The sequence below is a fragment of the Streptomyces eurythermus genome (assembly GCF_014649115.1).
GTDB classification, from domain to species: domain Bacteria; phylum Actinomycetota; class Actinomycetes; order Streptomycetales; family Streptomycetaceae; genus Streptomyces; species Streptomyces eurythermus.
The window spans coordinates 248,525-269,227 of the sequence record NZ_BMSK01000007.1 but is presented as its reverse complement, the minus strand read 5'-3'; the positions used below and the strand labels follow the sequence as shown (position 1 = coordinate 269,227).

Sequence of the window (20,703 nt, the reverse complement as noted above, 5' to 3'; positions counted from 1 at the left end):
CTGCGGGTACCCGTCCCTCACAGCGGGTAACGCGGGGGCCGTGCACGCCACGGGCGGTCCCAACTAGGCTCGTCCGTATGGAGATTCTGGGCGCTTCGCTGCGCATCTGCGTCGACGACCTCGATACCGCGATCCCCTTCTACGAGCAGCTGACCGGCGGCAGGGCGCTGCGCTTCACGCGCGGCGGGGTCGAGGTCGCCGCGGTCGGTTCGTTCCTGCTGATGAGCGGCCCCGAGGAGGAGCTGGAGATCCTGCGCAAGGTGGCGGCGACGATCGCGGTGAAGGACGTGGAGGAGGCCCACCGGCTGCTGACCGGGCTGGGCGCGAGGGTCGTCGCGGGGCCGGTGCCGACGCCGGTGGGCCGCAATCTGCTGGCGGTGCACCCGGACGGGTCGGTCTTCGAGTACGTGGACCAGCAGCGCGGCTGAGCCGGTTCAGCCGCGCATCTCGGTGGTCAGGGCCCAGCGTTCGTGGTCGCGCCAGGCGCCGTCGACGTGGATCATGGCGGGCGAGAAGCCTTCCAGGCGGAACCCGGCGCCCCGGGCGAGGGCGATGGAGGCGGCGTTGCCCGGCTGGACGTTGATCTCCAGCCGGTGCAGGCCCAGCGGCCCGAACGCGTACCCGATCACCAGCTCCAGGCCCTCGCGCATCAGGCCCCGCCCGGCCGCGTGCGCGAAGGCGCCGTACCCGAGGGCGCCGCACTGGAAGCCGCCCCGCACGATGTTGTTGATGTTGATGAAGCCGGCGATGTCCCCGCCGTCCCGCTCGCACACCAGGAAACCGGCCCGGGCCGGGTCGTCGATCAGCCGGCCGGCGTAGTCGGCGTACGCCTCGTCGGTGTCCGGCGGGAACAGCCAGGGCCGGTGCAGGTCCTTGCTCTCCCGCGCCCGGGCGGTGAACTCGGGACCGTCTTCCAGGGTGAAGGGCCGGACGGCCACGCGGGGGCCTTCGGCGAGGTACCGGGACGGGGGATGCGCCATCGGCCCAGCGTACGGCGTCAGCGCAGGGCCGGCTCGTCCAGGGTGAGCGTGCCCGCCTCCGTGTCCAGGGTGGCGGCCACCCCGAGCGGAACCGTCAACGCCCCCTCGCAGTGGCCGAATCCGACGTCCTCGGCGACCGGGATCCCGAGCCCGCCGAGCCGGTCGGCGAACAGGGCCCGCAGCTCCTCCTGGCCGGCGCAGTCCTCCCAGGAGCCGAGCAGCACCCCGCGCGCCCCGTCCAGCCAGCCGGCGCGCAGCAGCTGGGTGAGGCAGCGGTCCAGCCGGTAGGCCGGCTCGCCGACGTCCTCCAGGCACAGCAGTCCGCCGCGCGCCGAGGGCCGGGCGTGCGGGGTGCCGAGTTCCGCGGCGAGCAGGGACAGGCAGCCGCCGAGGGTGACGCCCCGGGCCCGGCCGGGGACGAGGGCGGTGCCGCCGAAGGCGAGGGTGCGGACGGTCTCGGGCGCGAACAGGGTGGCCCGCAGGTGCTCCTGGCCTCGCTGGTTCTTGATGAAGTCGGCACCGGCCGCCACCGGCCCGTGCAGGGTGACCAGCCCCAGCCGGGCGGCGATGGCCTCGTGCAGCGCGGTGACGTCGCTGAAGCCGATGAACAGCTTGGGTCCGGCCGCGCGCAGGGCGTCCCAGTCGAGCAGGTCGATCATGCGCTGGGCGCCGTAGCCGCCGCGGGCGCACAGCACCGCGTCCACGGCCGGGTCGCACCAGGCGTTCTGGAAGTCGGCGGCACGGTCGGCGTCGGTGCCGGCGAGATAGCCGAACCCGGGGTGCCGGTCCAGGGTGTGGGGGCCGGCCACCGGGTCGAGGTCCCAGCCGCGCAGCACGTCCAGGCCCGCCTGGAGGCGTTCCTCGGGTACCGGCCCGCTGGTGGCGACTACGGCGACCCGGGCGCCCGGGGCCAGCCGGTGCGGGCGGACGAGTTCCTTCACGGGGACAACTCCAGCTTCGGCGCGGGCGGCGTCGGGTCCAGCCCGAACACCTGGGTGTACAGCGACAGTTCCGCCTCCAGGGCGCGGATCATGGTATCGGCCCGGCGGAATCCGTGACCCTCGCCCTCGAACGTGAGGTAGGCGTGCGGTACGCCCCGGCCGGCGGTCCGGGCGAGCAGGCGTTCGCACTGGGCGGGCGGGCAGATGACGTCGTCCAGGCCCTGGAGCAGCAGGAACGGCACGGTGAGCCGGTCGGCGTGGGTGATCGGGGAGCGTTCGGCGTACCGGGCGGGGACCTCGGCGAGCGGACCGATCAGCGACTCCAGGTAGCGGGACTCGAAGTCGTGGGTCTCGCCGGGGCCCCAGGCAGTGAGGTCGAGCACCGGGTAGCGGATCGTGCCACAGGCGTAGACGTCGGTGGTGGTCAGGGAGGCGGCGGCGGTCCAGCCGCCGGCGCTGCCGCCCCGGACGGCCAGCCGGGCGGGGTCGGCGGTGCCCTCGGCGGCGAGGGCGCGGGCGACGGCCGCGCAGTCCTCGACGTCCACCACGCCCCACCCCTCGCGCAGCCGCTCCCGGTAGGCGCGGCCGTATCCGGTGGAGCCGCCGTAGTTCACCTCGGCGACGCCGATGCCCCGGGAGGTGAAGTAGGCGATCGTCAGGTCCAGCACGAGCGGGCTGCGGCTGGTGGGGCCGCCGTGCGCCCAGATCACGTACGGCGGCCGTTCACCGTCGGGCGCCGTCCGCGCCGGGTGGCGCGGCGGATACACGTGGGCGTGCACCTCGCGGCCGTCGGGCCCGGCGAAGGTGCGCACCTCGGGCCGCGGGTAGTAGGCGGGGTCGACGGGGTCGCGGTGGCGGGCGCCGGCCACCCGGGCGCGACCGGTGACCGTGTCCAGCTCGACCACCTCGTACCCGGTGTGCGGGCCGGCGCCGACGGTGACGACGCGCTGGCCGTGGACGGCGAGGGTGGGGGCGCACTCGGTCCAGGGTCCGGCGGCCTCGACGATCTCGCCGGTCTCCGGGTCCAGTATCCCGAGCGCGGCCGGTCCGCGTCCGTGCAGGACCGCCAGCAGACCGTTGTCCAGCGGCGCGAACCAGCTCAGCCCGGGCTGCCACAGCGGCCCGCCGAACTCCTCCTCGCGGGCGCACAGCAGGGTGCCGTCCCGGTAGAGCTGCCACCAGCCGCTGCGGTCGCTCGCGTACAGCAGGCGGCCGTCCGGGGCCCACTCGGCCTGGCAGACGGACTCGTCCGGGCCCCCGGCGACCGTGCGGACGCCGGTCAGCCGGCCGTCGCCGGTCACGTCGGCGACCAGCAGTTCGGTGCCGTCCCAGGGCATCCGCGGATGGTCCCAGCCGATCCACGCGGCCCGCCGGCCGTCGGGCGAGAGCCGGGCACCGGTGACGAACCGGTGCCGGGGCGCGGTGAGTTCGCGTACGGCGGCGCGGTCGGCGGCGGCCGAGCCGTCCAGCGGTACGGCGGCCAGCACCCGCCGTACGTCGTCCGGCCCGTCCCCGGTGTGCTCCTCCAGCACGCACCACACCTCGCCGCGGGCGAGGTCCACCCGGGGCTCGGCCCACCGCAGACCGCCGCCCACCGGGGACACGGGGGTGAGCGGAACGGGCTCGCCGCCGGGCTCGCAGCGGTACAGCCGCTGGTCGGCGAAGTGCGCGAACACGAACAGCGGCCGGCCGTCGGCCACCACCCCGGTCCAGGGCCGGCCGCCGTACTCGACGACCCGGCTGCGGACGTTCCACGGCGCGGGCAGCACCGTCTCCTCGACGCCGTCGGCGCGCCGCCGGACCAGGGCCCGCCGGCCGCCCTCGGCGGGCCGGGGCTCGGTCCACCAGATCTCGTCGCCGACGAACCCCACCCAGTCCGGGTGGCCGTCGTGCGCGGCGGCGAGCGCGGCGGTCACGGGCGAGGGCCAGGATCCGTACGGCGCGGTGCGCGTCTGCTCCCCCATCGGCTAGGCCGCCCTCAGGAAGCGGTCCAGGACGCGGACGCCGAAGCGCAGCGCCTCGACGGGCACGCGCTCGTCCACGCCGTGGAACAGCGCCGGGTAGTCGAAGCCGGCGGGCACCCTCAGCGGGACGAACCCGTAGCCGGTGATGCCGAGCCGGGAGAACTGCTTGGCGTCCGTGCCGCCGGCCATGCAGTACGGCACGACGTGCCCGCCGGGCGCGAACTCCTCGACGGCGGCCCGCATTCCGGCGAACAGCGGGGAGTCCACCGGTGCCTCGAGCGCCACTTCGCGGTGCGCGAACTCCCAGTGGACGTCCGGTCCGGTGAGCCGGTCAAGGGTGGCGGCGAACTCCTCCTCGGTGCCGGGCAGATAGCGGCCGTCGACATGGGCGACCGCCTCCCCGGGGATGACGTTCAGCTTGTAACCGGCGTCCAGCATCGTGGGGTTGGCGCTGTTGCGGACGGTCGCCTCGACCAGTCCCGCGGCGGGGCCGAGCTTCTCCAGCAGCCGGTCCACGTCGGTGCGTCCGGCCTCGATGCCGTACAGCGCGGCGAGCGCGTCGAGGGCGGCCCGCACGGTGGGGGTGAGGCGCGTCGGCCACTCGTGTTCGCCGATGCGGGTGACGGCGGCGGCCAGCCGGGTCACCGCGTTCTCCCGGTTGACCTTGGAACCGTGCCCGGCCCGGCCGCGCGCGGTGAGCTTCAGCCAGGCGGTGCCCCGCTCCCCCGCCGCGATCGGGTAGATCTCCCGGCCGGAGCCGTCGTGGAAGGTGAAGCCGCCTCCCTCGCTGACGCCTTCCGTGCAGCCCTCGAAGAGCTCGGGGTGCCTGCCCGCGAGGAAACCGGAGCCGTCCTCGGCACTGGCCTCCTCGTCGGCGGTGAAGGCGATGACCAGGTCCCGGCGGGGCCGTACGCCCTGCCGGGCCCAGGAGCGGACCACCGCGAGGATCATCGCGTCCATGTTCTTCATGTCGACGGCGCCCCGCCCCCACACCATCCCGTCCCGGATCTCCCCGGAGAACGGCGGCACGCTCCAGTCGGCGGGCTCGGCGGGTACGACGTCCAGGTGGCCGTGGACCAGCAGCGCGTCGGCGGACGGGTCGGTGCCCTCGATCCGGGCCACCACATTGGTGCGGCCCGGGGTGCGCTCCAGCATCAGGGGCTCCAGGCCGGCCCCGGCCAGCCGTTCGGCGGCGTACTCGGCGGCCGGCCGCTCCCGGCAGTCGCCGCCGCCCCGGTTGGTGGTGTCGATACGGATCAGGCCGGAGGTGAACTCCACGACCTCGTCGAGTGCCTGCGGGTCAGCCATACTGCTCCTCCACGGCGGCGGAGGCGATCGTGGTGACCGCCTTGAACGTCCTGATGCCCTCGTACATGGTGGCGCTGGTGTACGCCACCTTCCGCTCGCCGGTCCGCGCCACGCCGGGGACGACGGTGACGGCCTGGGCGAGGTGCTCGGCGTCGAACTCGACGGCGACCGTGAACGGCCCGGCCTCGGCGGGTTCGTGACGGACCGCCAGCCGGGCGGCGTCCTTGGCGGCGGCGCGGATGTCGGCGGCGGTCCGGGCCGGGGTCCGGCACACGGCCGCGTACCGGGACACATGGTCCTTGACGGCCACCTTCGGTGCCTCGGGCGCGTACCCGAGGGCGTCCTCGCAGGCCACGTCGTCACCGGTGACGAGGACGACCGGGACGCCGTACTCGGCGACGACGTGGGCGTTGAGCAGACCCTCGCTGGCGCGGACGCCGTTCAGCCACACCCCGGTGATCTGGTTGGCGAGGTAGGTGTGGGCGAGGACGCCCTCCATGCCGGCGCCGGCGTGGTAGCCGACGAAGGCGATGCCGTCGACGTCGCCGTGCTGGACGCCCTCCACCATCGACAGCGCCTTGTGCCGGCCGGTGAGCATCTCCACCCGCTCGTCGAGCCGTTCCAGCAGCAGGTTGCGCATGGTCCAGTGGGCCTCGTTGACCAGCACCCGGTCGGCGCCGCCGTCGAAGAAGCCCTCCGCGGCGGCGTTCACGTCCGAGGTGAACATCGAACGGCACCGCTCCCACTGCGGCGTCCCCGGCAGCACGTCGGCGGGCCAGGTGACGCCCGTGGCCCCCTCCATGTCGGCACTGATGAGGATCTTCATGCCGTGTCACGTTACGCGCCGGGCCGCCCCCTGGCCACGACCCGGCGGGGAACGCGGTGCCCGAGTCCGGTCAGGCCCGGGCGAGGACGAACCAGCGGGCCGGCAGGTCGATGCGGGTGCCGTCGGAGAGGTACTCGGTCTGCGGCAGGGCGGTCTCGCCGTCGGCCAGGACGGTGAGGCCGGCCTCGGCGAGCAGGCGCGGGATCTCCTCGTCGGGGGCAGCGGCGGGCTTGAGGCCGTGGTGGAAGACGCGGCGGAGCTTGGGCGGCGGGCCCGCCGGACCGGCGGCGGCGCGGCTGAGGACATCCCGGGAGGCGGAGGTCAGCTCGACCACGAAGGCACGGCCCTCGGTGCCGATGATCTCGGCGACGGCGGCGGCCACCGCGGGGCGCGCGGCCGGTTCGCTCTGGTGGATGACGGCCCGCATGTAGACGTGGCTGTCGCCGAGCCGCCGGTGCAGCGCGCGGACGGCGCCGGTGTCGGTGAGGTCGAGCTGCTGGAACTCCACGGGGGCGTCGCCCGCGGCGCGGCGGGCGTGTTCGACGGCCGCGTGCGAGAGGTCGACGCCCACGGCACGGGCGAACCGGGTGGCCAGATAGCGGGTCTGGGTGCCGTTGCCGCAGCCGAGGTCGACGATCGTACGGCCCGGGTCGGCGTGCGGCAGGAGGAGTTCGCTGTGCGGTGCGGCGCTCAGCGCGGGATCGCAGTCCCATATCGCCTCCCCCCGGGCACCGGAGGTCTCGCTCCAGTAGCTCTCCCACGCGTCGCGATAGGTGTCCGATATGTTCATGCGGTCTCCCCACGGGTCGGTTCCGTGATCGGGATATCGCGGCGGACCGGCGCGGGGCAAGGGTCGCGCGGCACGGTTCCCCGGCGGGGTGCGGCCCGGCGGGTCAGCGGCCGGGGGTGAGGGCCTGTTCGAACCAGACGGTCTTGCGGTGCCCGGTGGCGCTGGCGCCCCACTCCCGGGCCAGCCGGCTGACCACGCGCAGTCCGCGGCCGGACTCGTCCTCGGGGCCGGTGCTGAGCAGGGCGGGCAGGGCGGGTTCATCGTCGGTGACCTCGAACAGCAGCGCGTCGGTGCGTACGATCCGCAGGCCGATCCGGTCGCTCCCGGCGTGCAGCACGGCGTTGGTGACGACCTCGCTGACCAGCAGTTCGGCGGTCTCCACGGCCTGCGGCAGGCCCCAGTCCAGCAGTTGCCCGCGCACCAGGCGGCGGGCCCGGGGCACCTCGGCCGGTACGGGCTCCAGCCGCCACTCGGCGACGTGGTCGTCCGGGATGCCGTTGAGGCGCGCCATGAGCAGGGCGACGTCGTCCTTGCGTCCGCCGCGGGTGTTCAGCGCGCGGATGATGGTGTCGCAGGCGTCGTCCATCGAGGCGGCGGGGTGGGCGGCGGACTCGCAGAGCGCGGCCAGGCCCTCGCCGATGTCGGAGCCGCGCACCTCGACCAGGCCGTCCGTGCACAGCACCAGCCGGTCGCCGGGCGCCACCCTGACCCGGACGGCCTCGAACGGGACGCCGCCGACGCCGATCGGGGCTCCGGTGGGCAGGTCGAGGAGCCTGCTGCCGCCGTCCTCGGCGCGCACCAGCACGGGCGGGATGTGGCCGGCGTTGGCGAGGGTCAGCTCGCCGCGGATCGGGTCGTAGACCGCGTACAGGCAGGTGGCGAGGTAGGTGTCGCCGAGCCGGCGGGCCAGGTCGTCCAGGTTGCGCAGGAGCTGGGCGGGTGGGGTCTCCATGGCGGCCATGGTCTGCACGGCGGTGCGCAACTGGCCCATCATCGCGGCCGAGTTCAGCCCGTGGCCCATGACGTCGCCGACCACCAGGGCGGTGCGGGAGCCGGGCAGTTTGATGGTGTCGAACCAGTCGCCGCCGATCCTGCCGAGCCGGGTGCCGGGCAGATAGCGGGTGGCGACGTCACAGCCGGCCATCCGCGGGGTGATCTGCGGCAGCATGCTGTCCTGGAGGGTGTCGGCGACGTTCTCCTGGTACGTGTACATGCGCGCGTTGTCCAGCACGAGGCCCGCGCGGGCGGCGAGTTCGGCGCCGGTGGTGCGGTCCATGTCGTCGAACTGCGGCCGGTCGGGGCGGCGCATCAGCACCATGAAGCCGAGGACGACATTGCGTGCCTTGAGCGGGACGATCAGCAGCGACCGGCCGCGGATGAGCGGCCTGAGGTCGCGCTTCTCGAACTCGCCGGAGATCCGCTCGGACAGCTCGTCGGTGACCCGTGGGACGAGCACGGGCTCGCCGGTGACCATGCACTTGTAGAAGGGGGTGTGCTCGGGGAAGGCGAAGGCCTCGCCGACGGGCACGGTGTCGTCCCAGCGGCCGGGTTCGTCGTTGTGCTCGACCCAGACGCGGAACATCACGGTGCTGGCGTCCGGCGGGCCGTCCGGGAAGCCCTCGCCGGCCAGTACCGCGGCGCGCAGGTGGGTGCCGGCGAAGTCCGCGAACCGGGGTACGGCGGCGCTGGTGACCTCGCGGATGGTCTCGCCGAGGTCCAGGGAGGAGCCGATGCGGGAGCTGACCTCGTTCAGGAACTCCAGCCGCTCGCGGACGGCGGCGTACTCCAGGTCCTGCTCGGCGCCGGCCGGGACCGCGGCGGCCACGGGCCGGTGCCCGGCCGCCACGGGCCCGGGCACGGCTTCGGCGGTCCTGCGGCCGGGGCGGCGGGGCACGCCCCAGTACGGGGTCACGGGCACCCGTTCGTACTGGCTGAACTCCAGGATGGGGTAGCCGAGTTCGAGGACCTGGGAGACGATGCGGGCGCTCAGGCCCGGGCCCATGTTGGGCAGGATGTCGGGCAGGCGCCGTTCGAGGTCCTCGGCGGCGGGCAGTTCGGTGTGGCGGGCGAAGCCGGGCGTGATGCGTTCGGCGGTCGCGTCGTCGTGGCCGCGTTCGGCGCGCAGCCGGGTGGCGTCGGCGACGAGCACCAGCAGCCGGGACGGGTCCGGGCCGACCAGCGGGTAGGCCCACCACAGCACGTCGATCCGGTCCTCGGCGCCGGGACCCTCCGGGTGCGGGCAGAGCCGGGCGCAGCCGGCCTGGGGAAAGCCGTTCTGCCCGTCGAGGGATGCCTCGAGGTCGGGGCCGGATCCGTCGTACGACGCGGGACCGCCGTGCGGGTCGTCCGTGTCGTCGTGGAGGGCGCCGGAGACGGGCAGCAGATCGGCCGCGGGCCGGCCCACGGCCTCCTCCCGGCCGATGCCGAACAAACGCCGCGCACCGCTGCTCCAGTGGGACACCAGACCGGCGCGGTCGACGACGACCACGGCCAGCGGGACACGGCCCGCCGCGGTGTCGCCGACGCCGCGCCCGGCGGGCGCGTCCCGCTCGTTGCCACGGTCCATGGCCCAGGCCCTTTCTCCCCACGGCTGTCCGCAAAACGATCTGTGCCGCCCGCCACTACGGTAAGGCGGCCGCCGGTCGCGATGTGTGGCAATCCTGGAATTGGGTGCACCGGATGCACCGGCGCACGGCCCGGCGCGCTGCGTGCGCCCCCCGGTCAGTCCTCGTGCCCCAACTGGAGGTCGCGCTCGGTGCGTCCGCCCCCCGCGACCTGGAGCACGGTGGCGACCGGCGGGTAGCCCGCGGCGATGACGGTGTACTCGCCGGAGGAGAGGTCCACGAACCGGAACGTTCCGTCGGCTCCGGTGGTCAGGGTGTCGACGACGTTGCCGGCGGCGTCGAGCAGGGTCACCCGGGCCTCCTCCACGGGGCGTCCGCCGCCGGCCCGGACGGTGCCGCGCAGTACGGCGCCGCCCGCGAGCTCGACGTCCTGCCGGGTCTCGCGGGAGGCCTGCACGGTGACCGGGAGCGCGGCGGGCCGGAAGGCGGGGGCGCTGGCGGCGAGGGTGTACTCGCCGGCCACCAGCTCGGTGATGACGTAGCCGCCCTCGCGGCCGCTGCGGGTGGTGGCGACGACCTCGCCGTGCACGTTGGTGAGGGTGACGGTGGCGTCCCGGACGGGGCTGCCGTCGGCGGTGAGCACGCTGCCGGCCAGGCGTCCGGCGCCGCCGAGGACGACGTCGAGTTCGACGGGGCGTTCGCCGACGGTGACGGAGACGGCCTGCGGCTGGTGTCCGCCGGCGGCGGCGATCAGCACGTAGGAGCCGGGGCCGGGCGTGCCGAGCGCGTACCGCCCGTCCTCGCCGCTGGCGCCCCGGCCGACCTGCTGCCCGGCGATGTCGATGAGGGTGAGCGCCGCGCGGGGCACCACGGTGCCGTCGGGGTGCTGCACCGTGCCGCACACGGGGATCCCGGCGGTGAACGGCGAACGGGCGTGCGGGAGCGGGACGTTCACCGGCGCGGTCTCCTGGTCGGTGGCGGGGGCGTGGTGGGACACCAGGGGTTTCTCCTTGAGGAAGCAGGCGATGAGCAGACCGAGGGCGAGCACCGGGACGAGGTAGAGGAAGACCCGGGGCATCGCGTCGGCGTAGGCGCGGATGTAGGCGTCGCGCAGGGCCGGGGGCAGCGCGTGGACGAGCTGCGGGGTGATCGAGTCGGCGGCGGGCAGGCGGGTGCCCGTGCCTGGGGGCAGCTCGGCGCGGAGCGCGGAGGTGAGCCGCTGGGCGAAGAGGGTGCCGAAGACGGCGGCGCCGACGCTGCCGCCGATCTGCCGGAAGTAGTTGTTGGCGCTGGTGGCGCTGCCGAGGTCGGCGGGGCGTACGGAGTTCTGCACGGCGAGGACGAGCACGGGCATGACCAGGCCGATGCCGGTGCCGAGGACGGCCATCCAGATGCTGTAGTGCAGCCGGGGCGTGTCGGTCTGGAGCCGGGACAGCAGCCACATGCCGACGACGGAGACGGCGCTGCCGAGCACGGGGTAGATCCGGTAGCGGCCGGTGTGGCTGATGAGGTGGCCGCCGATGATGGAGGCGCCGACGATCCCGGCCATCATGGGCAGCATCAGCAGTCCGGACTCGGTGGCGCTGGCCCCGTCGACCATCTGCAGGAAGGTCGGCAGATAGCTGGCGGCGCCGAACAGGGCGACGCCGATGACCAGGCCGACCAGGCCGCTGACGGTGAACACGGAGTCGCGGAACAGCCGGAGCGGGATGAGGGGTTCGGCGGCGAGGTGCTCGGCGAGCAGGAAGAGGACGGTGCTGACGAGGGCGCCGGCGCCGAGGAGGAGGATGAGCCGGGAGTCCCAGGCGTACTCGGTGCCGCCCCAGCTGGTGAGCAGCACCAGGCAGGTGGAGGCGGCGGCGAGCAGGATGGCGCCGGGCACGTCGAGCCGGGCCCGCACGGGCGGCCGGGGCAGTTTCAGCACGACGGTGACGACCGCGAAGGTGACCAGGCCGAAGGGGACGTTGACGTAGAAGCACCAGCGCCAGGAGAGGTGGTCGGTGAAGTAGCCGCCGAGCAGCGGGCCGGCGACGGAGGCGAGGCCGAAGACGGCGCCGATCAGTCCCATGTACCGGCCGCGTTCCCGGGGCGGCACGATGTCGGCGATGATGGCCTGCACGCCGATCATGAGGCCGCCCGCGCCGACGCCCTGGAGCGCGCGGTAGAGGACCAGCTGGTCCATGCTGCCGGCCCGGCCGGCGAGCGCGGAGCCGACGACGAAGACGGCGATGGCGAACTGGAAGACGCCCTTGCGGCCGACGAGGTCGCCGAGCTTGCCGTACAGGGGCAGGCCGATGGTGGAGGTGAGCAGGTAGGCGGTGATGGCCCAGGACATCTTGTCCAGGCCGTGCAGTTCGCCGACGACCTTGGGCAGGGCGGTGGCGACGATCATCTGGTCCAGGGCCGCCAGCAGCAGCGCCAGCATCAGCCCGGAGAACACCAGCCGGACCCGGCGGGGCGTCAGCGGCACGGCGGGCGCGGGGGGCGGCGGCGCGGTCGCGGACGTCTCGCCGGCCGCCGGTGCCACGTCCGGCTCCTGCTGCGCCAGTGTCGTCCCGCCCACGGACCGCTCCCCTCGTTGCGCCTCGCGCGTTTCCCGCGTGAGGCGACAACGGGGACCGGTTGCCTGAGGTTACGGCTCCGCCCGGCCCGGACCGGAGATCCACTCGAACCGGTGAAGGGGCCGACCGGAGGTCAACGCCCTTGCACCGGTGGGTGGTTGGGCTACTTCTCGACCTCGGCGGCGAGGTTGGCGAGCAGGGCGTCGTAGATCCGGCCGAGACCCTTGGGCGCGAAGGTCCGCTCGAAGAAGCCGCCGATGCCGCCGGCGCCCTGCCAGGTGGTGGTGACGACCACGCGGGAGCGGCTCTCGCCGGCCGGGGTGACGCGCCAGGTGGTGACCATGGAGGAGTTGCGGTCCTTCTCGACGAGCTCGCCGTCGGTGGGCTCGGTCACCTCGAGCAGGCAGTCGCGCACCCGCTTGCTGGTGGCCTGGAGCTTCCAGTGGACGAGGGTGCCCTCGCCGTCGCCGCCCTCGCGCACCTCGTACTCGCTGAAGTGTTCGGGCAGCAGCTTCTGCCGGGTGCCGCGGTAGTCGGCGAGGGCGTCGAACACCTTCTCCGCGTCCGCCGCGACGACCCGCTCGGTAGTGGCCTCGACCTGCGCCATTGCGTTCCTCCAGGACCTGTCTTCCGGTACGGGGCAAGCCAACCACCCCGGTACCCGGCGGCCCAAATCGGGGTCCCGGCGATCATGGGAACACATGTTCTATTCTGTGCCCAGTGCTACCGAGGAGGCGTCATGCGCTGGGACAACCTCACCGAGGACGGCGACCACGGCCGGGCCGCCGACACCGCGCTGTTCGGCGCGGACGCCGTGACCACCCGGACGTTCGACACGCCCGAGTTCCGCGGGATCACCTTCCACGAGGTGCGGGCGCGCTCGGTGCTCAACCGGGTGCCGGGCGCCTCGCGCATGCCGTTCGAGTGGACGGTCAATCCCTACCGGGGCTGCTCGCACGCGTGCGTGTACTGCTTCGCCCGCGCCACCCACGGCTATCTGGACCTGGACACGGGCATCGGCTTCGACACCCAGATCGTGGTCAAGGTCAACGCCCCCGAGGTGCTGCGCCGCCAGCTCGGCTCGCGCCGCTGGCGGGGCGAGCACGTGGCGATGGGCACGAACGTCGACTGCTACCAGCGCGCCGAGGGCCGCTACCGGCTGATGCCGGGCATCATCTCCGCGCTCACCGACCACGCGAACCCGTTCTCGATCCTCACCAAGGGCACCCTGATCCTGCGCGACCTGCCGCTGCTGGTCCGCGCGGCCGGGGTGACGGACGTGGGCGTGTCCGTCTCCGTCGGCTTCCTGGACACCGAGCTGTGGCGCACGGTGGAACCGGGCACGCCCGCGCCCGAGCGCCGGCTGGAGGTCGTCCGCGCCTTCGGCGAGCACGGCATCGGCTGCGGGGTGCTGATGGCGCCGGTGATCCCGTTCCTGAGCGACGACCCCGAGCGGCTGCGGGAGACCGTGCGGGCGATCGCGGCGGCCGGGGCGGTCTCCGTCACCCCGCTGGTGCTGCATCTGCGCCCGGGCGCCCGGGAGTGGTTCATGACCTGGCTCGGCCGCCACCACCCGCACCTGGTGCCCCGCTACGAGCGGCTGTACGCGGAGGGCGCCTACGCGCCGAGGTGGTACCAGCGCCGCATCACCCGTCAGGTGCACGAGCTGGCCGAGGAGTACGGCATCGGGCCCGCCCGCTCCGGGCGGGCCCGCCGGATCCGCCCGGCCGCACCCGCGCCCGCGCCGGCCCCCGGCCCGGCGGAACCGGTGCAGCTCAGCCTGATGTGAGCGGGCCGGGGCGCGTTCAGGGGCATCCCGCGGCCCGATCGGGTCAAGTATCGCGAAGCCGGGTTCTCCGAAGCCCCGGCGCCGGGACGATCCGGGCGGAACCGTGCCGCACGGTCCGCCGCGTCCCCGCGTCCCGGGAGGACCCGTATGAGAACACGCGCAGCCGCGCTGGGCGCGGTCGCCGCCGTGGTGGCGGGCTCGCTCACCGCCGCCCCCGCCCGGGCGGCCACCGCCCCCGCGCCCGTCTGGACGGCGTGCGCCACCCACGACCACCCCACGCTCCAGTGCGCCTCGGTGCGGGTGCCGCTGGACCACGCCGACCCGGCGGGCCGGCGGATCACGCTCGCCCTGACCCGCGTCCCGCACACCGCCCGGACCTCCGAGGGCCCGCTGCTGGTCAACCCCGGCGGCCCCGGCGGCAGCGGGCTGGAGCTGGCCGGGTTCGTCGCCTCGGCGCTGCCGAGGAGCGTGGCGGCCCGCTACGACGTCATCGGCTTCGACCCGCGCGGGGTCGGCCGCAGCACGCCCGCCCTGACCTGTGCGCCCGGCCACTTCGCCGCCCCCCGCCCGGACTCCGTCCCGGCCACCCCCGCGCTGGAGCGGGCGAACCTCGACCGCGCGCGCTCCTTCGCCGAGGCCTGCGGCCGCAGGTACGCGGACGTGCTGCCGTACCTGGACACGGTGAGCGCGGCCCGGGACCTGGAGGTGGTCCGCCGGGCCCTCGGCGCGCCCCGGATCAGCTACTTCGGCTACTCCTACGGCACCTATCTGGGCGCGGTGTACGCGAAGCTGTATCCCGGGCGGGTGCACCGGCTGGTGCTGGACTCGATCGTCGACCCGGCCGGCGTCTGGTACGAGGACAACCTCGCCCAGGACCACGCCTTCGACGACCGCCACCGCGCGCTGATGGCCTGGATCGCCCGGCACGACGCGCACTACGGGCTCGGCACGGCCCCCGCGCGGATCGAGGCCCGCTGGTACGCGATGCGGGCGGCGCTGGCGCGCGGGCCCGCCGGGGGCCGGGTGGGCGCGGCGGAGCTGGAGGACACCTTCACGCCCGGCGGCTACTACGACGGCTACTGGCCGCACCTCGCCGAGGCGTTCGCGGCCTACGCGCACCGGGGGGACACCGGGCCGCTGCTGGCCGCGTACGACAGGCTCGCCGCCGTGGACGCCGAGGGCGACAACGGCTACAGCGTCTACACGGCGGTGCAGTGCCGGGACGCCCCCTGGCCGCGCGACTGGCACCGGTGGCGGGCGGACACCTGGGCGGCGCACGCGAAGGCGCCGGTGATGGCCTGGAACAACGCCTGGTACAACGCGCCGTGCGCGTTCTGGCCGGTGGCTCCGCTGCGGCCGGTGGACATCGCGGGGGACGCGCTGCCGCCCGCGCTGCTCTTCCAGGCGACCGGCGACGCGGCCACCCCGTACGCCGGCGGGGTCGCGGTGCACCGGCTGCTGGCCCGCTCCAGCCTGGTGGTCGAGCAGGGCGGCGGCAACCACGGCATCACGCTGAGCGGCAACGCCTGCCTGGACCGGTATCTGGCCGCGTATCTGGCCGACGGCACGGTGCCGCGCGGCACGGGCCCGGCCGACGCGGTCTGCCCCAGGTCGCCGGAGCCCGAGCCGCTGTCGGCGAAGTCGGCGGCGGTCTCCCGGGGTGCGGTCCTGCACGGCCTGCTGGGTGTCCGCCGGTAGCGCGGAGGAGCGCCGAAATTCCCGGCCGTCACCCGGTGTCCGCCCCTAGGGTTCCGTCATGGACGAGCCGTATACACGCATCCGCCCGATGACCCTCGCCGACTGCGACCGCGTCTCGGAGATCCGCGTGCGCGGCTGGCAGCACGCCTACCGGGCGCTCGTGCCGCAGCCGTATCTGGACCGGCTCGACGTGGCGGCGGACGCCGAGCGGCGGCGGGAGCGGTTCGCGCGCGGCGACGGAGAAGTGGTGAACCTGGTCGCCGAGCGGGACGGCCGGGTGCTCGGGTGGGCGGCGGTCGGGCCGTACCGCGACGGGGAGACGCGCACGGCGGACGCCGAGCTGTACGCGATCTACGTCGATCCGGCCCACCTCGGGCGCGGAATCGGACAGGCGCTGCTGGCCGCGGCGGCCGGGCGGTGCCCGGCCGGCGCGCGCCTGCTGCTGTGGGTGCTCAAGGGCAACGCGCCCGCGCGCCGCTTCTACGAGCGCGCCGGGTTCCGGGCCGACGGCGCGGAGGAGCCCTTCGAGGCGGACGGCGTGCCCGTGCCCGAGGTGCGGTACGTGCTCGGCCCGGCCGTTTGACCGGGCGTCAGGCGGGCCGCTGCTGCGGGAGCCGGGCCAGCGCGCGCACCGCCGCCTCGGCGAGCGCGGGGTGCGCCAGCGCCTCGTTCAGCACCCGCCGGGCGCGGTCGTCGCCGAGCGTGCCCAGGCCCTCCACACAGGCGAGGGCGACCTTCCGGTAGGGGTCGTGCGGGCCGAGCCGCCGCTCCAGGGTGGTGATCAGCGCGGGCACGGCCTCCGGGGCGCGCAGGGCGACCAGGAGACGTACCGGGTGCAGGGCGTAGGCGACGCGCAGTTCGTTGGTGGCGAGGGCGGCGGCGGCCCGGGCGGTGCGGGGGTCGCCGAGGCGGGCGAGGGCGTGCGCGGCGGAGGCGCAGCGCGGCGGGTCGCGGTGGTTCAGCAGCAGCACCAGGGCCTCGAAGGCGCGCCGGTCGCCCGCCCGGCCGAGCCGGAAGGCGGCCAGTTCCCTGGCCCACAGGGGCTGTCCGGGGGCGGTGAGCACCTCGGCGAGTTCGTCGTGGTCCCCGGTGGCGAGCAGGCGGTCGAACGCGGCCGTGCCGCCCGACTCCTGCCGTAAGCGTTCCGTGAGCGAGCGCTCCTCTTCGTCCACGAGGTCCAGCGTAGGCGGGTCGCGGCGGACGGGGGAGACACCTCACACGGAAGGATTGCCCCGAGGGGCTGGCGCGCTCGTTACCCGCCGGTTAAGCTCAGACGAGCGAGTACCCCTCGCACTCCGCTGGCGACGGTCTGGTGACGCGGCCGTCGCGAGCGAGCTTTTCCGTCGGTTCGGTACGCCGTACGTACCGCGGTACGACCCGGCTTCGGGACAGAGCCGGTCGGATCCCCCGCCGTGTGCGGGCGTGGACGCGCCCGTGGCCCGGCGGCGCTCACCGGGCGTGTGCGCTCGCAGCCCGGCAACACCCGCGTTTCTCCGGCTCCGTGGTGCGCTCCGGCGCACCCGGCGCTCCCTTCCGCTCCGTGGTGCGCCCTCCGCCGGCGCATCCGGCGCGCTCCTCGTCGTCACCCTCATTCCTGGAGTCCCGCGATGGCCACTCCCCTGTCCGACACCCCTCTGTCCCCGTCGTCCCCGCTGAAGAAGGTCGCCGTCGTCGGCCTCGGCACCATGGGCACCGGCATCGCCGAGGTCCTGGCGAAGGCCGGCCGCGAGGTGATCGGCATCGATGTCGGCGAGGACCAGGCGGCCCGGGCGCTCGCCGCCCTGGAGGCCGCCACCGCCCACGCCGTGCGGCGCGGCCGGCTCACCGACGAGGAGCGCGCCGGGATGCTGGCCCGGGTGCGCACCGCCACCGACCTCACCGCGGCGGCCGACGCGGACCTGGTCATCGAGGTGGCCCCGGAGTCGTACGAGATCAAGCAGCAGATCCTGGGCGAGCTGGACGGCATCGTCCGTCCCGACACCATCCTGGCGACCGGCACCAACGCGCTGTCGGTGACCCGGCTGGCGGCCGGCTCGGCGCGCCCCGAGCGGGTGCTCGGCCTGCACTTCTTCAACCCGGCGCCGGCCATGAAGCTGGTGGAGGTGGTCTCCTCGGTGCTCACCGCGCCGCAGGCCGTCGCCGCCGTCACCGCCCTGGCGATCGAGCTGGGCAAGGAGCCGGTGGCCGTCGGCGACCGCCCCGGCTTCGTCGCGGACGGGCTGCTGTTCGGCTATCTGAACCAGGCCGCGGCCATGTACGAGGCGAAGTACGCCTCCCGCGAGGACATCGACGCGGCGATGCGGCTCGGCTGCGGGCTGCCGATGGGCCCGCTCGCCCTGCTGGACCTGATCGGTGTCGACACCGCGCGGACGGTCCTGGAGGCCATGTACGCCGAGTCCCGGGACCGGCTGCACGCGCCCGCCCCCATCCTGGGGCAGCTCAGCGAGGCGGGCCTGACCGGCCGCAAGGCCGGGCGCGGCTTCTACACCTACGCGGCGCCGGGCAGCGCGACGGTCGTCCCGGACGCGCTGACCCCGGCGGCCGGGGAGGGCCGGGCCGGGGGCCGGCCGGTGCGCTCCGTGGGCGTGGCCGGCTCGGGCACCATGGCGTCCGGCATCGCCGAGGTCTTCGCCAAGGCCGGCTACGACGTGGTCCTCGCCGCCCGCAGCGAGGAGAAGGCGCAGGCGGCCAAGGCGCGCGTCGGCAAGTCGCTGGCCCGCTCCGTCGACAAGGGCCGGCTGACCGCCGAGGCCGCCGCCGAGACCCTGGGGCGGATCGTCCCGGCGGGCTCCTACGACGCCTTCGCCGAGGTGGACCTGGCGGTGGAGGCGGTCGCGGAGGACCTGGACGTCAAGCGGCAGCTGTTCGCGGCGCTGGACAAGGTGTGCAAGCCGGGCGCGGTCCTGGCCACCACCACCTCCTCGCTGCCGGTGGTCGCCTGCGCCCGCGCCACCTCGCGCCCGCAGGACGTGATCGGGATGCACTTCTTCAACCCGGCCCCGGCGATGAAGCTGGTCGAGGTGGTCCGCACGGTGCTGACGGCCGACGACGTCCACGCGACCGTGCGCGAGGTCTGCGGCCGGATCAAGAAGCACGCGGTGGACTGCGGCGACCGGGCCGGGTTCATCGTCAACGCGCTGCTGTTCCCGTACCTCAACAACGCGGTCAAGATGGTGCAGGAGCACTACGCGTCCCTGGACGACATCGACGCGGCGATGAAGCTGGGCGGCGGCTACCCGATGGGCCCGTTCGAACTGCTGGACGTGGTCGGCCTGGACGTCTCGCTGGCCATCGAGAAGGTGCTGCACCGCGAGTTCCGCGAGCCCGGTCTCGCCCCGGCGCCGCTGCTGGAGCACCTGGTGGCCGCGGGCTGCCTCGGCCGCAAGACCGGCCGCGGCTTCCGCGAGTATGCCCGCCGCTGACGGCGCCGGCGACTGGTTCCGGACGGAGCCGGACTGGGGCGGGCTGCTCGACCCGGCCGCCGCTCCCCCGCCCCCGGCGGGCGGGGGACCTCCCGGACCTGCGCATCAACGTGCGCACATGCAGTACGTTCGGGTCATGTCCCAGCCCGCCAAGTCCTCACGTACACCAGCTACGCCCGACGCGCCGGAAAGTGCCGCAGGCAGTCGCGCCGCCGCCCAGCGGCTCAAAATGCGCCGGGAACTGGCGGCAGCAGCCATGGAGCTGTTCGCGACCAAGGGGTACGAGGCCACCACCGTCGACGAGATCGCCGCCGCGGCCGGGGTCGCCCGGCGCACCTTCTTCCGCCACTTCCGCTCCAAGGAAGAGGCCATCTTCCCGGACCACGACGACACGCTGGTCCGCGCCGAGGCGGTGCTCAACGCCGCCCCCGCGCACGAGCACCCGCTCGACACCGTGTGCCGGGGCATCAAAGAGGTCATGAGGATGTACGCCGCCGCGCCGGAGATCTCGGTGGCCCGCTACAAGCTCACGCGCGAGGTGCCCACCCTGCGCGAGGCCGAGATCGCCTCCGTGGCCCGCTACGAGCGCCTGTTCACCCGGTATCTGCTCGGCCACTTCGACGAGCACGCGCACGCCGACGACGCCAACGACGACCCGCTGCTGGCGGAGGTCGCCGCCTCGGCCGTGGTCACCGCGCACAACCACGTGCTCAGACGCTGGCTGCGGGCGGGCGGCCAGGGGGACGTGGAGGCCCAGCTCGACCACGCGTTCGCGATCGTCCGCCGGACCTTCGGCACCGGCATCGGCGCCGGCCGGGAGAGCACGCCGCGCACCCCGGCGGCCGCCTCCGGCGCCCAGGGCGAGGTCCTGGTGACGGTGGCCCGCACCGACGCCCCGCTCGACGAGGTGATGCGCACCATCGAACAGGCGCTGAAGGAACGGTCGTAGCGGAGCGGCCGGAAAACAACGGCCGTAACCGGCCGGACCGCGACAGACGGGCAGTGAGTGGCACTGAGTGCCGCCCACTGCCCGTTTCGCTTGCCGAGCGTTGATCGATCATCGCTCATCTGTTACGTAAAGATTTCATCTGAGAGCAATTTCTGGCACTCAGTGCCTTGTCACCTGTCACGGCGTGTCATACGTTGGGGGTGTCCGGGCGGCCGGCGAGCAGCGATCACCCGCTCGCCGGCTGTCCCCGAGGGCTCATGGCCCGCGCGCCCGGACGCCTGCGTCACAGGCACCCTCCCGCGCCACAAAGCGCTGCCGAAGCACCACCCCGCCGAACCGACGGCACCCCCTTCCCACACCCTCAGCAGCACGCATCCCAGCACCGACGAACCCTCAGGCGCCCCTCCCTCAGGGCGCTCACCGCCGGAGGCAACACCGTGACCGTGAAGGACATCCTGGACGCGATCCAGTCGCAGGACGCCACGTCCGCCGACTTCGCCGCCCTGCCGCTGCCCGAGTCGTACCGCGCGATCACCGTCCACAAGGACGAGACGGAGATGTTCGCGGGCCTTGAGACCCGCGACAAGGACCCGCGCAAGTCGATCCACCTGGACGAGGTGCCGGTGCCCGAACTGGGCCCCGGCGAGGCCCTGGTGGCCGTGATGGCCTCCTCGGTCAACTACAACTCGGTGTGGACCTCGATCTTCGAGCCGGTGTCGACGTTCGCCTTCCTGGAGCGCTACGGCAGGCTGTCGCCGCTGACCAAGCGCCATGACCTGCCGTACCACATCATCGGTTCCGACCTCGCGGGTGTGGTGCTGCGCACCGGCCCCGGCGTGAACGCCTGGCAGCCCGGTGACGAGGTCGTCGCGCACTGCCTGAGCGTGGAGCTGGAGTCGCCCGACGGCCAC

The 20,703-nt window shown here is 74.3% G+C and carries 17 protein-coding genes; 7 read left to right on the top strand and 10 right to left on the bottom strand.

The window, feature by feature from the left end; translation table 11 throughout:
* Positions 1 to 77 precede the first annotated feature (77 nt).
* On the top strand, positions 78 to 428 hold the full coding sequence (locus tag IE251_RS15745; protein ID WP_189753570.1) for a VOC family protein: 351 nt from the start codon (positions 78 to 80) through the stop codon (positions 426 to 428).
* Positions 429 to 434: 6 nt separating this feature from the next.
* Here IE251_RS15745 and IE251_RS15740 read toward each other — a convergent pair whose 3' ends face one another.
* From IE251_RS15740 to IE251_RS15700, 9 genes are all read right to left on the bottom strand, one after another.
* Entirely contained in the window at positions 435 to 980 is a 546-nt protein-coding gene (locus tag IE251_RS15740) for a GNAT family N-acetyltransferase (protein ID WP_189753569.1), read from the bottom strand.
* Between the two features lie 17 nt (positions 981 to 997).
* Positions 998 to 1,921, bottom strand: coding sequence for a S66 peptidase family protein (locus tag IE251_RS15735; protein ID WP_189753568.1), 924 nt, complete (start codon positions 1,919 to 1,921; stop codon positions 998 to 1,000).
* Positions 1,918 to 3,885 (bottom strand): dipeptidyl-peptidase 5, encoded by a 1,968-nt coding sequence (locus IE251_RS15730; protein WP_189753567.1) that lies wholly within the window; start codon positions 3,883 to 3,885, stop codon positions 1,918 to 1,920. Before IE251_RS15730 ends, IE251_RS15735 begins: the two co-directional genes overlap by 4 nt.
* 3 nt (positions 3,886 to 3,888) lie before the next feature.
* Positions 3,889 to 5,193: a M20/M25/M40 family metallo-hydrolase gene (locus tag IE251_RS15725; protein WP_189753566.1), complete on the bottom strand. Its 1,305-nt coding sequence runs from the start codon at positions 5,191 to 5,193 to the stop codon at positions 3,889 to 3,891.
* Positions 5,186 to 6,019 (bottom strand): M55 family metallopeptidase, encoded by an 834-nt coding sequence (locus IE251_RS15720; RefSeq protein ID WP_189753565.1) that lies wholly within the window; start codon positions 6,017 to 6,019, stop codon positions 5,186 to 5,188. The genes IE251_RS15725 and IE251_RS15720 overlap by 8 nt, the downstream gene beginning before the upstream one ends.
* 70 nt (positions 6,020 to 6,089) lie before the next feature.
* Complete coding sequence (locus IE251_RS15715; protein ID WP_189753564.1) at positions 6,090 to 6,809, bottom strand: class I SAM-dependent methyltransferase; 720 nt, start codon at positions 6,807 to 6,809, stop codon at positions 6,090 to 6,092.
* A gap of 103 nt (positions 6,810 to 6,912) precedes the next feature.
* Positions 6,913 to 9,375, bottom strand: a complete 2,463-nt coding sequence (locus IE251_RS15710) for an ATP-binding SpoIIE family protein phosphatase (RefSeq protein ID WP_189753563.1) — start codon at positions 9,373 to 9,375, stop codon at positions 6,913 to 6,915.
* A 155-nt stretch (positions 9,376 to 9,530) separates the two neighbouring features.
* Positions 9,531 to 11,936: an MFS transporter gene (locus IE251_RS15705; protein ID WP_189753562.1), complete on the bottom strand. Its 2,406-nt coding sequence runs from the start codon at positions 11,934 to 11,936 to the stop codon at positions 9,531 to 9,533.
* A 161-nt stretch (positions 11,937 to 12,097) separates the two neighbouring features.
* Positions 12,098 to 12,541, bottom strand: coding sequence for an SRPBCC family protein (locus IE251_RS15700; protein WP_189753561.1), 444 nt, complete (start codon positions 12,539 to 12,541; stop codon positions 12,098 to 12,100).
* Between the two features lie 132 nt (positions 12,542 to 12,673).
* Between IE251_RS15700 and IE251_RS15695 the strand changes: the two genes are divergently transcribed.
* The 3 genes from IE251_RS15695 (at position 12,674) to IE251_RS15685 (ending at position 16,004) form a co-directional block, all read left to right on the top strand.
* The gene (locus tag IE251_RS15695) at positions 12,674 to 13,723 is read left to right on the top strand and encodes an Rv2578c family radical SAM protein (RefSeq protein ID WP_189753560.1); all 1,050 of its coding nucleotides are present in this window, start codon (positions 12,674 to 12,676) and stop codon (positions 13,721 to 13,723) included.
* A gap of 147 nt (positions 13,724 to 13,870) precedes the next feature.
* The gene (locus IE251_RS15690) at positions 13,871 to 15,421 is read left to right on the top strand and encodes an alpha/beta hydrolase (protein WP_189753559.1); all 1,551 of its coding nucleotides are present in this window, start codon (positions 13,871 to 13,873) and stop codon (positions 15,419 to 15,421) included.
* A 58-nt stretch (positions 15,422 to 15,479) separates the two neighbouring features.
* The gene (locus tag IE251_RS15685) at positions 15,480 to 16,004 is read left to right on the top strand and encodes a GNAT family N-acetyltransferase (RefSeq protein WP_189753558.1); all 525 of its coding nucleotides are present in this window, start codon (positions 15,480 to 15,482) and stop codon (positions 16,002 to 16,004) included.
* A 7-nt stretch (positions 16,005 to 16,011) separates the two neighbouring features.
* Here IE251_RS15685 and IE251_RS15680 read toward each other — a convergent pair whose 3' ends face one another.
* A complete protein-coding gene (locus tag IE251_RS15680) occupies positions 16,012 to 16,593 on the bottom strand; it encodes an adenylosuccinate lyase (RefSeq protein WP_189753557.1) in 582 nt (193 codons plus the stop codon).
* A 435-nt stretch (positions 16,594 to 17,028) separates the two neighbouring features.
* Between IE251_RS15680 and IE251_RS15675 the strand changes: the two genes are divergently transcribed.
* The 3 genes from IE251_RS15675 to IE251_RS15665 form a co-directional block, all read left to right on the top strand.
* Positions 17,029 to 18,843 carry a 3-hydroxyacyl-CoA dehydrogenase family protein gene (locus IE251_RS15675; protein ID WP_189753556.1) on the top strand — a complete coding sequence of 605 codons (1,815 nt, stop codon included), beginning with the start codon at positions 17,029 to 17,031 and terminating at the stop codon, positions 18,841 to 18,843.
* A 136-nt stretch (positions 18,844 to 18,979) separates the two neighbouring features.
* A complete protein-coding gene (locus tag IE251_RS15670) occupies positions 18,980 to 19,792 on the top strand; it encodes a TetR family transcriptional regulator (protein WP_189753555.1) in 813 nt (270 codons plus the stop codon).
* Positions 19,793 to 20,235: 443 nt separating this feature from the next.
* On the top strand, positions 20,236 to 20,703 hold a 468-nt coding region (locus tag IE251_RS15665; RefSeq protein ID WP_373302006.1), incomplete at its 3' end, for an alcohol dehydrogenase catalytic domain-containing protein.

Excerpts from the sequence above, each read along its gene's own strand:
- IE251_RS15745 (WP_189753570.1), top strand. The coding sequence starts at position 78 with ATGGAGATTCTGGGCGCTTCGCTGCGCATCTGCGTCGACGACCTCGAT.
- IE251_RS15740 (WP_189753569.1), bottom strand. The coding sequence starts at position 980 with ATGGCGCATCCCCCGTCCCGGTACCTCGCCGAAGGCCCCCGCGTGGCC.
- IE251_RS15730 (WP_189753567.1), bottom strand. The coding sequence starts at position 3,885 with ATGGGGGAGCAGACGCGCACCGCGCCGTACGGATCCTGGCCCTCGCCC.
- IE251_RS15725 (WP_189753566.1), bottom strand. The coding sequence starts at position 5,193 with ATGGCTGACCCGCAGGCACTCGACGAGGTCGTGGAGTTCACCTCCGGC.
- IE251_RS15720 (WP_189753565.1), bottom strand. The coding sequence starts at position 6,019 with ATGAAGATCCTCATCAGTGCCGACATGGAGGGGGCCACGGGCGTCACC.
- IE251_RS15715 (WP_189753564.1), bottom strand. The coding sequence starts at position 6,809 with ATGAACATATCGGACACCTATCGCGACGCGTGGGAGAGCTACTGGAGC.
- IE251_RS15710 (WP_189753563.1), bottom strand. The coding sequence starts at position 9,375 with ATGGACCGTGGCAACGAGCGGGACGCGCCCGCCGGGCGCGGCGTCGGC.
- IE251_RS15700 (WP_189753561.1), bottom strand. The coding sequence starts at position 12,541 with ATGGCGCAGGTCGAGGCCACTACCGAGCGGGTCGTCGCGGCGGACGCG.
- IE251_RS15695 (WP_189753560.1), top strand. The coding sequence starts at position 12,674 with ATGCGCTGGGACAACCTCACCGAGGACGGCGACCACGGCCGGGCCGCC.
- IE251_RS15690 (WP_189753559.1), top strand. The coding sequence starts at position 13,871 with ATGAGAACACGCGCAGCCGCGCTGGGCGCGGTCGCCGCCGTGGTGGCG.
- IE251_RS15685 (WP_189753558.1), top strand. The coding sequence starts at position 15,480 with ATGGACGAGCCGTATACACGCATCCGCCCGATGACCCTCGCCGACTGC.
- IE251_RS15675 (WP_189753556.1), top strand. The coding sequence starts at position 17,029 with ATGGCCACTCCCCTGTCCGACACCCCTCTGTCCCCGTCGTCCCCGCTG.
- IE251_RS15670 (WP_189753555.1), top strand. The coding sequence starts at position 18,980 with ATGTCCCAGCCCGCCAAGTCCTCACGTACACCAGCTACGCCCGACGCG.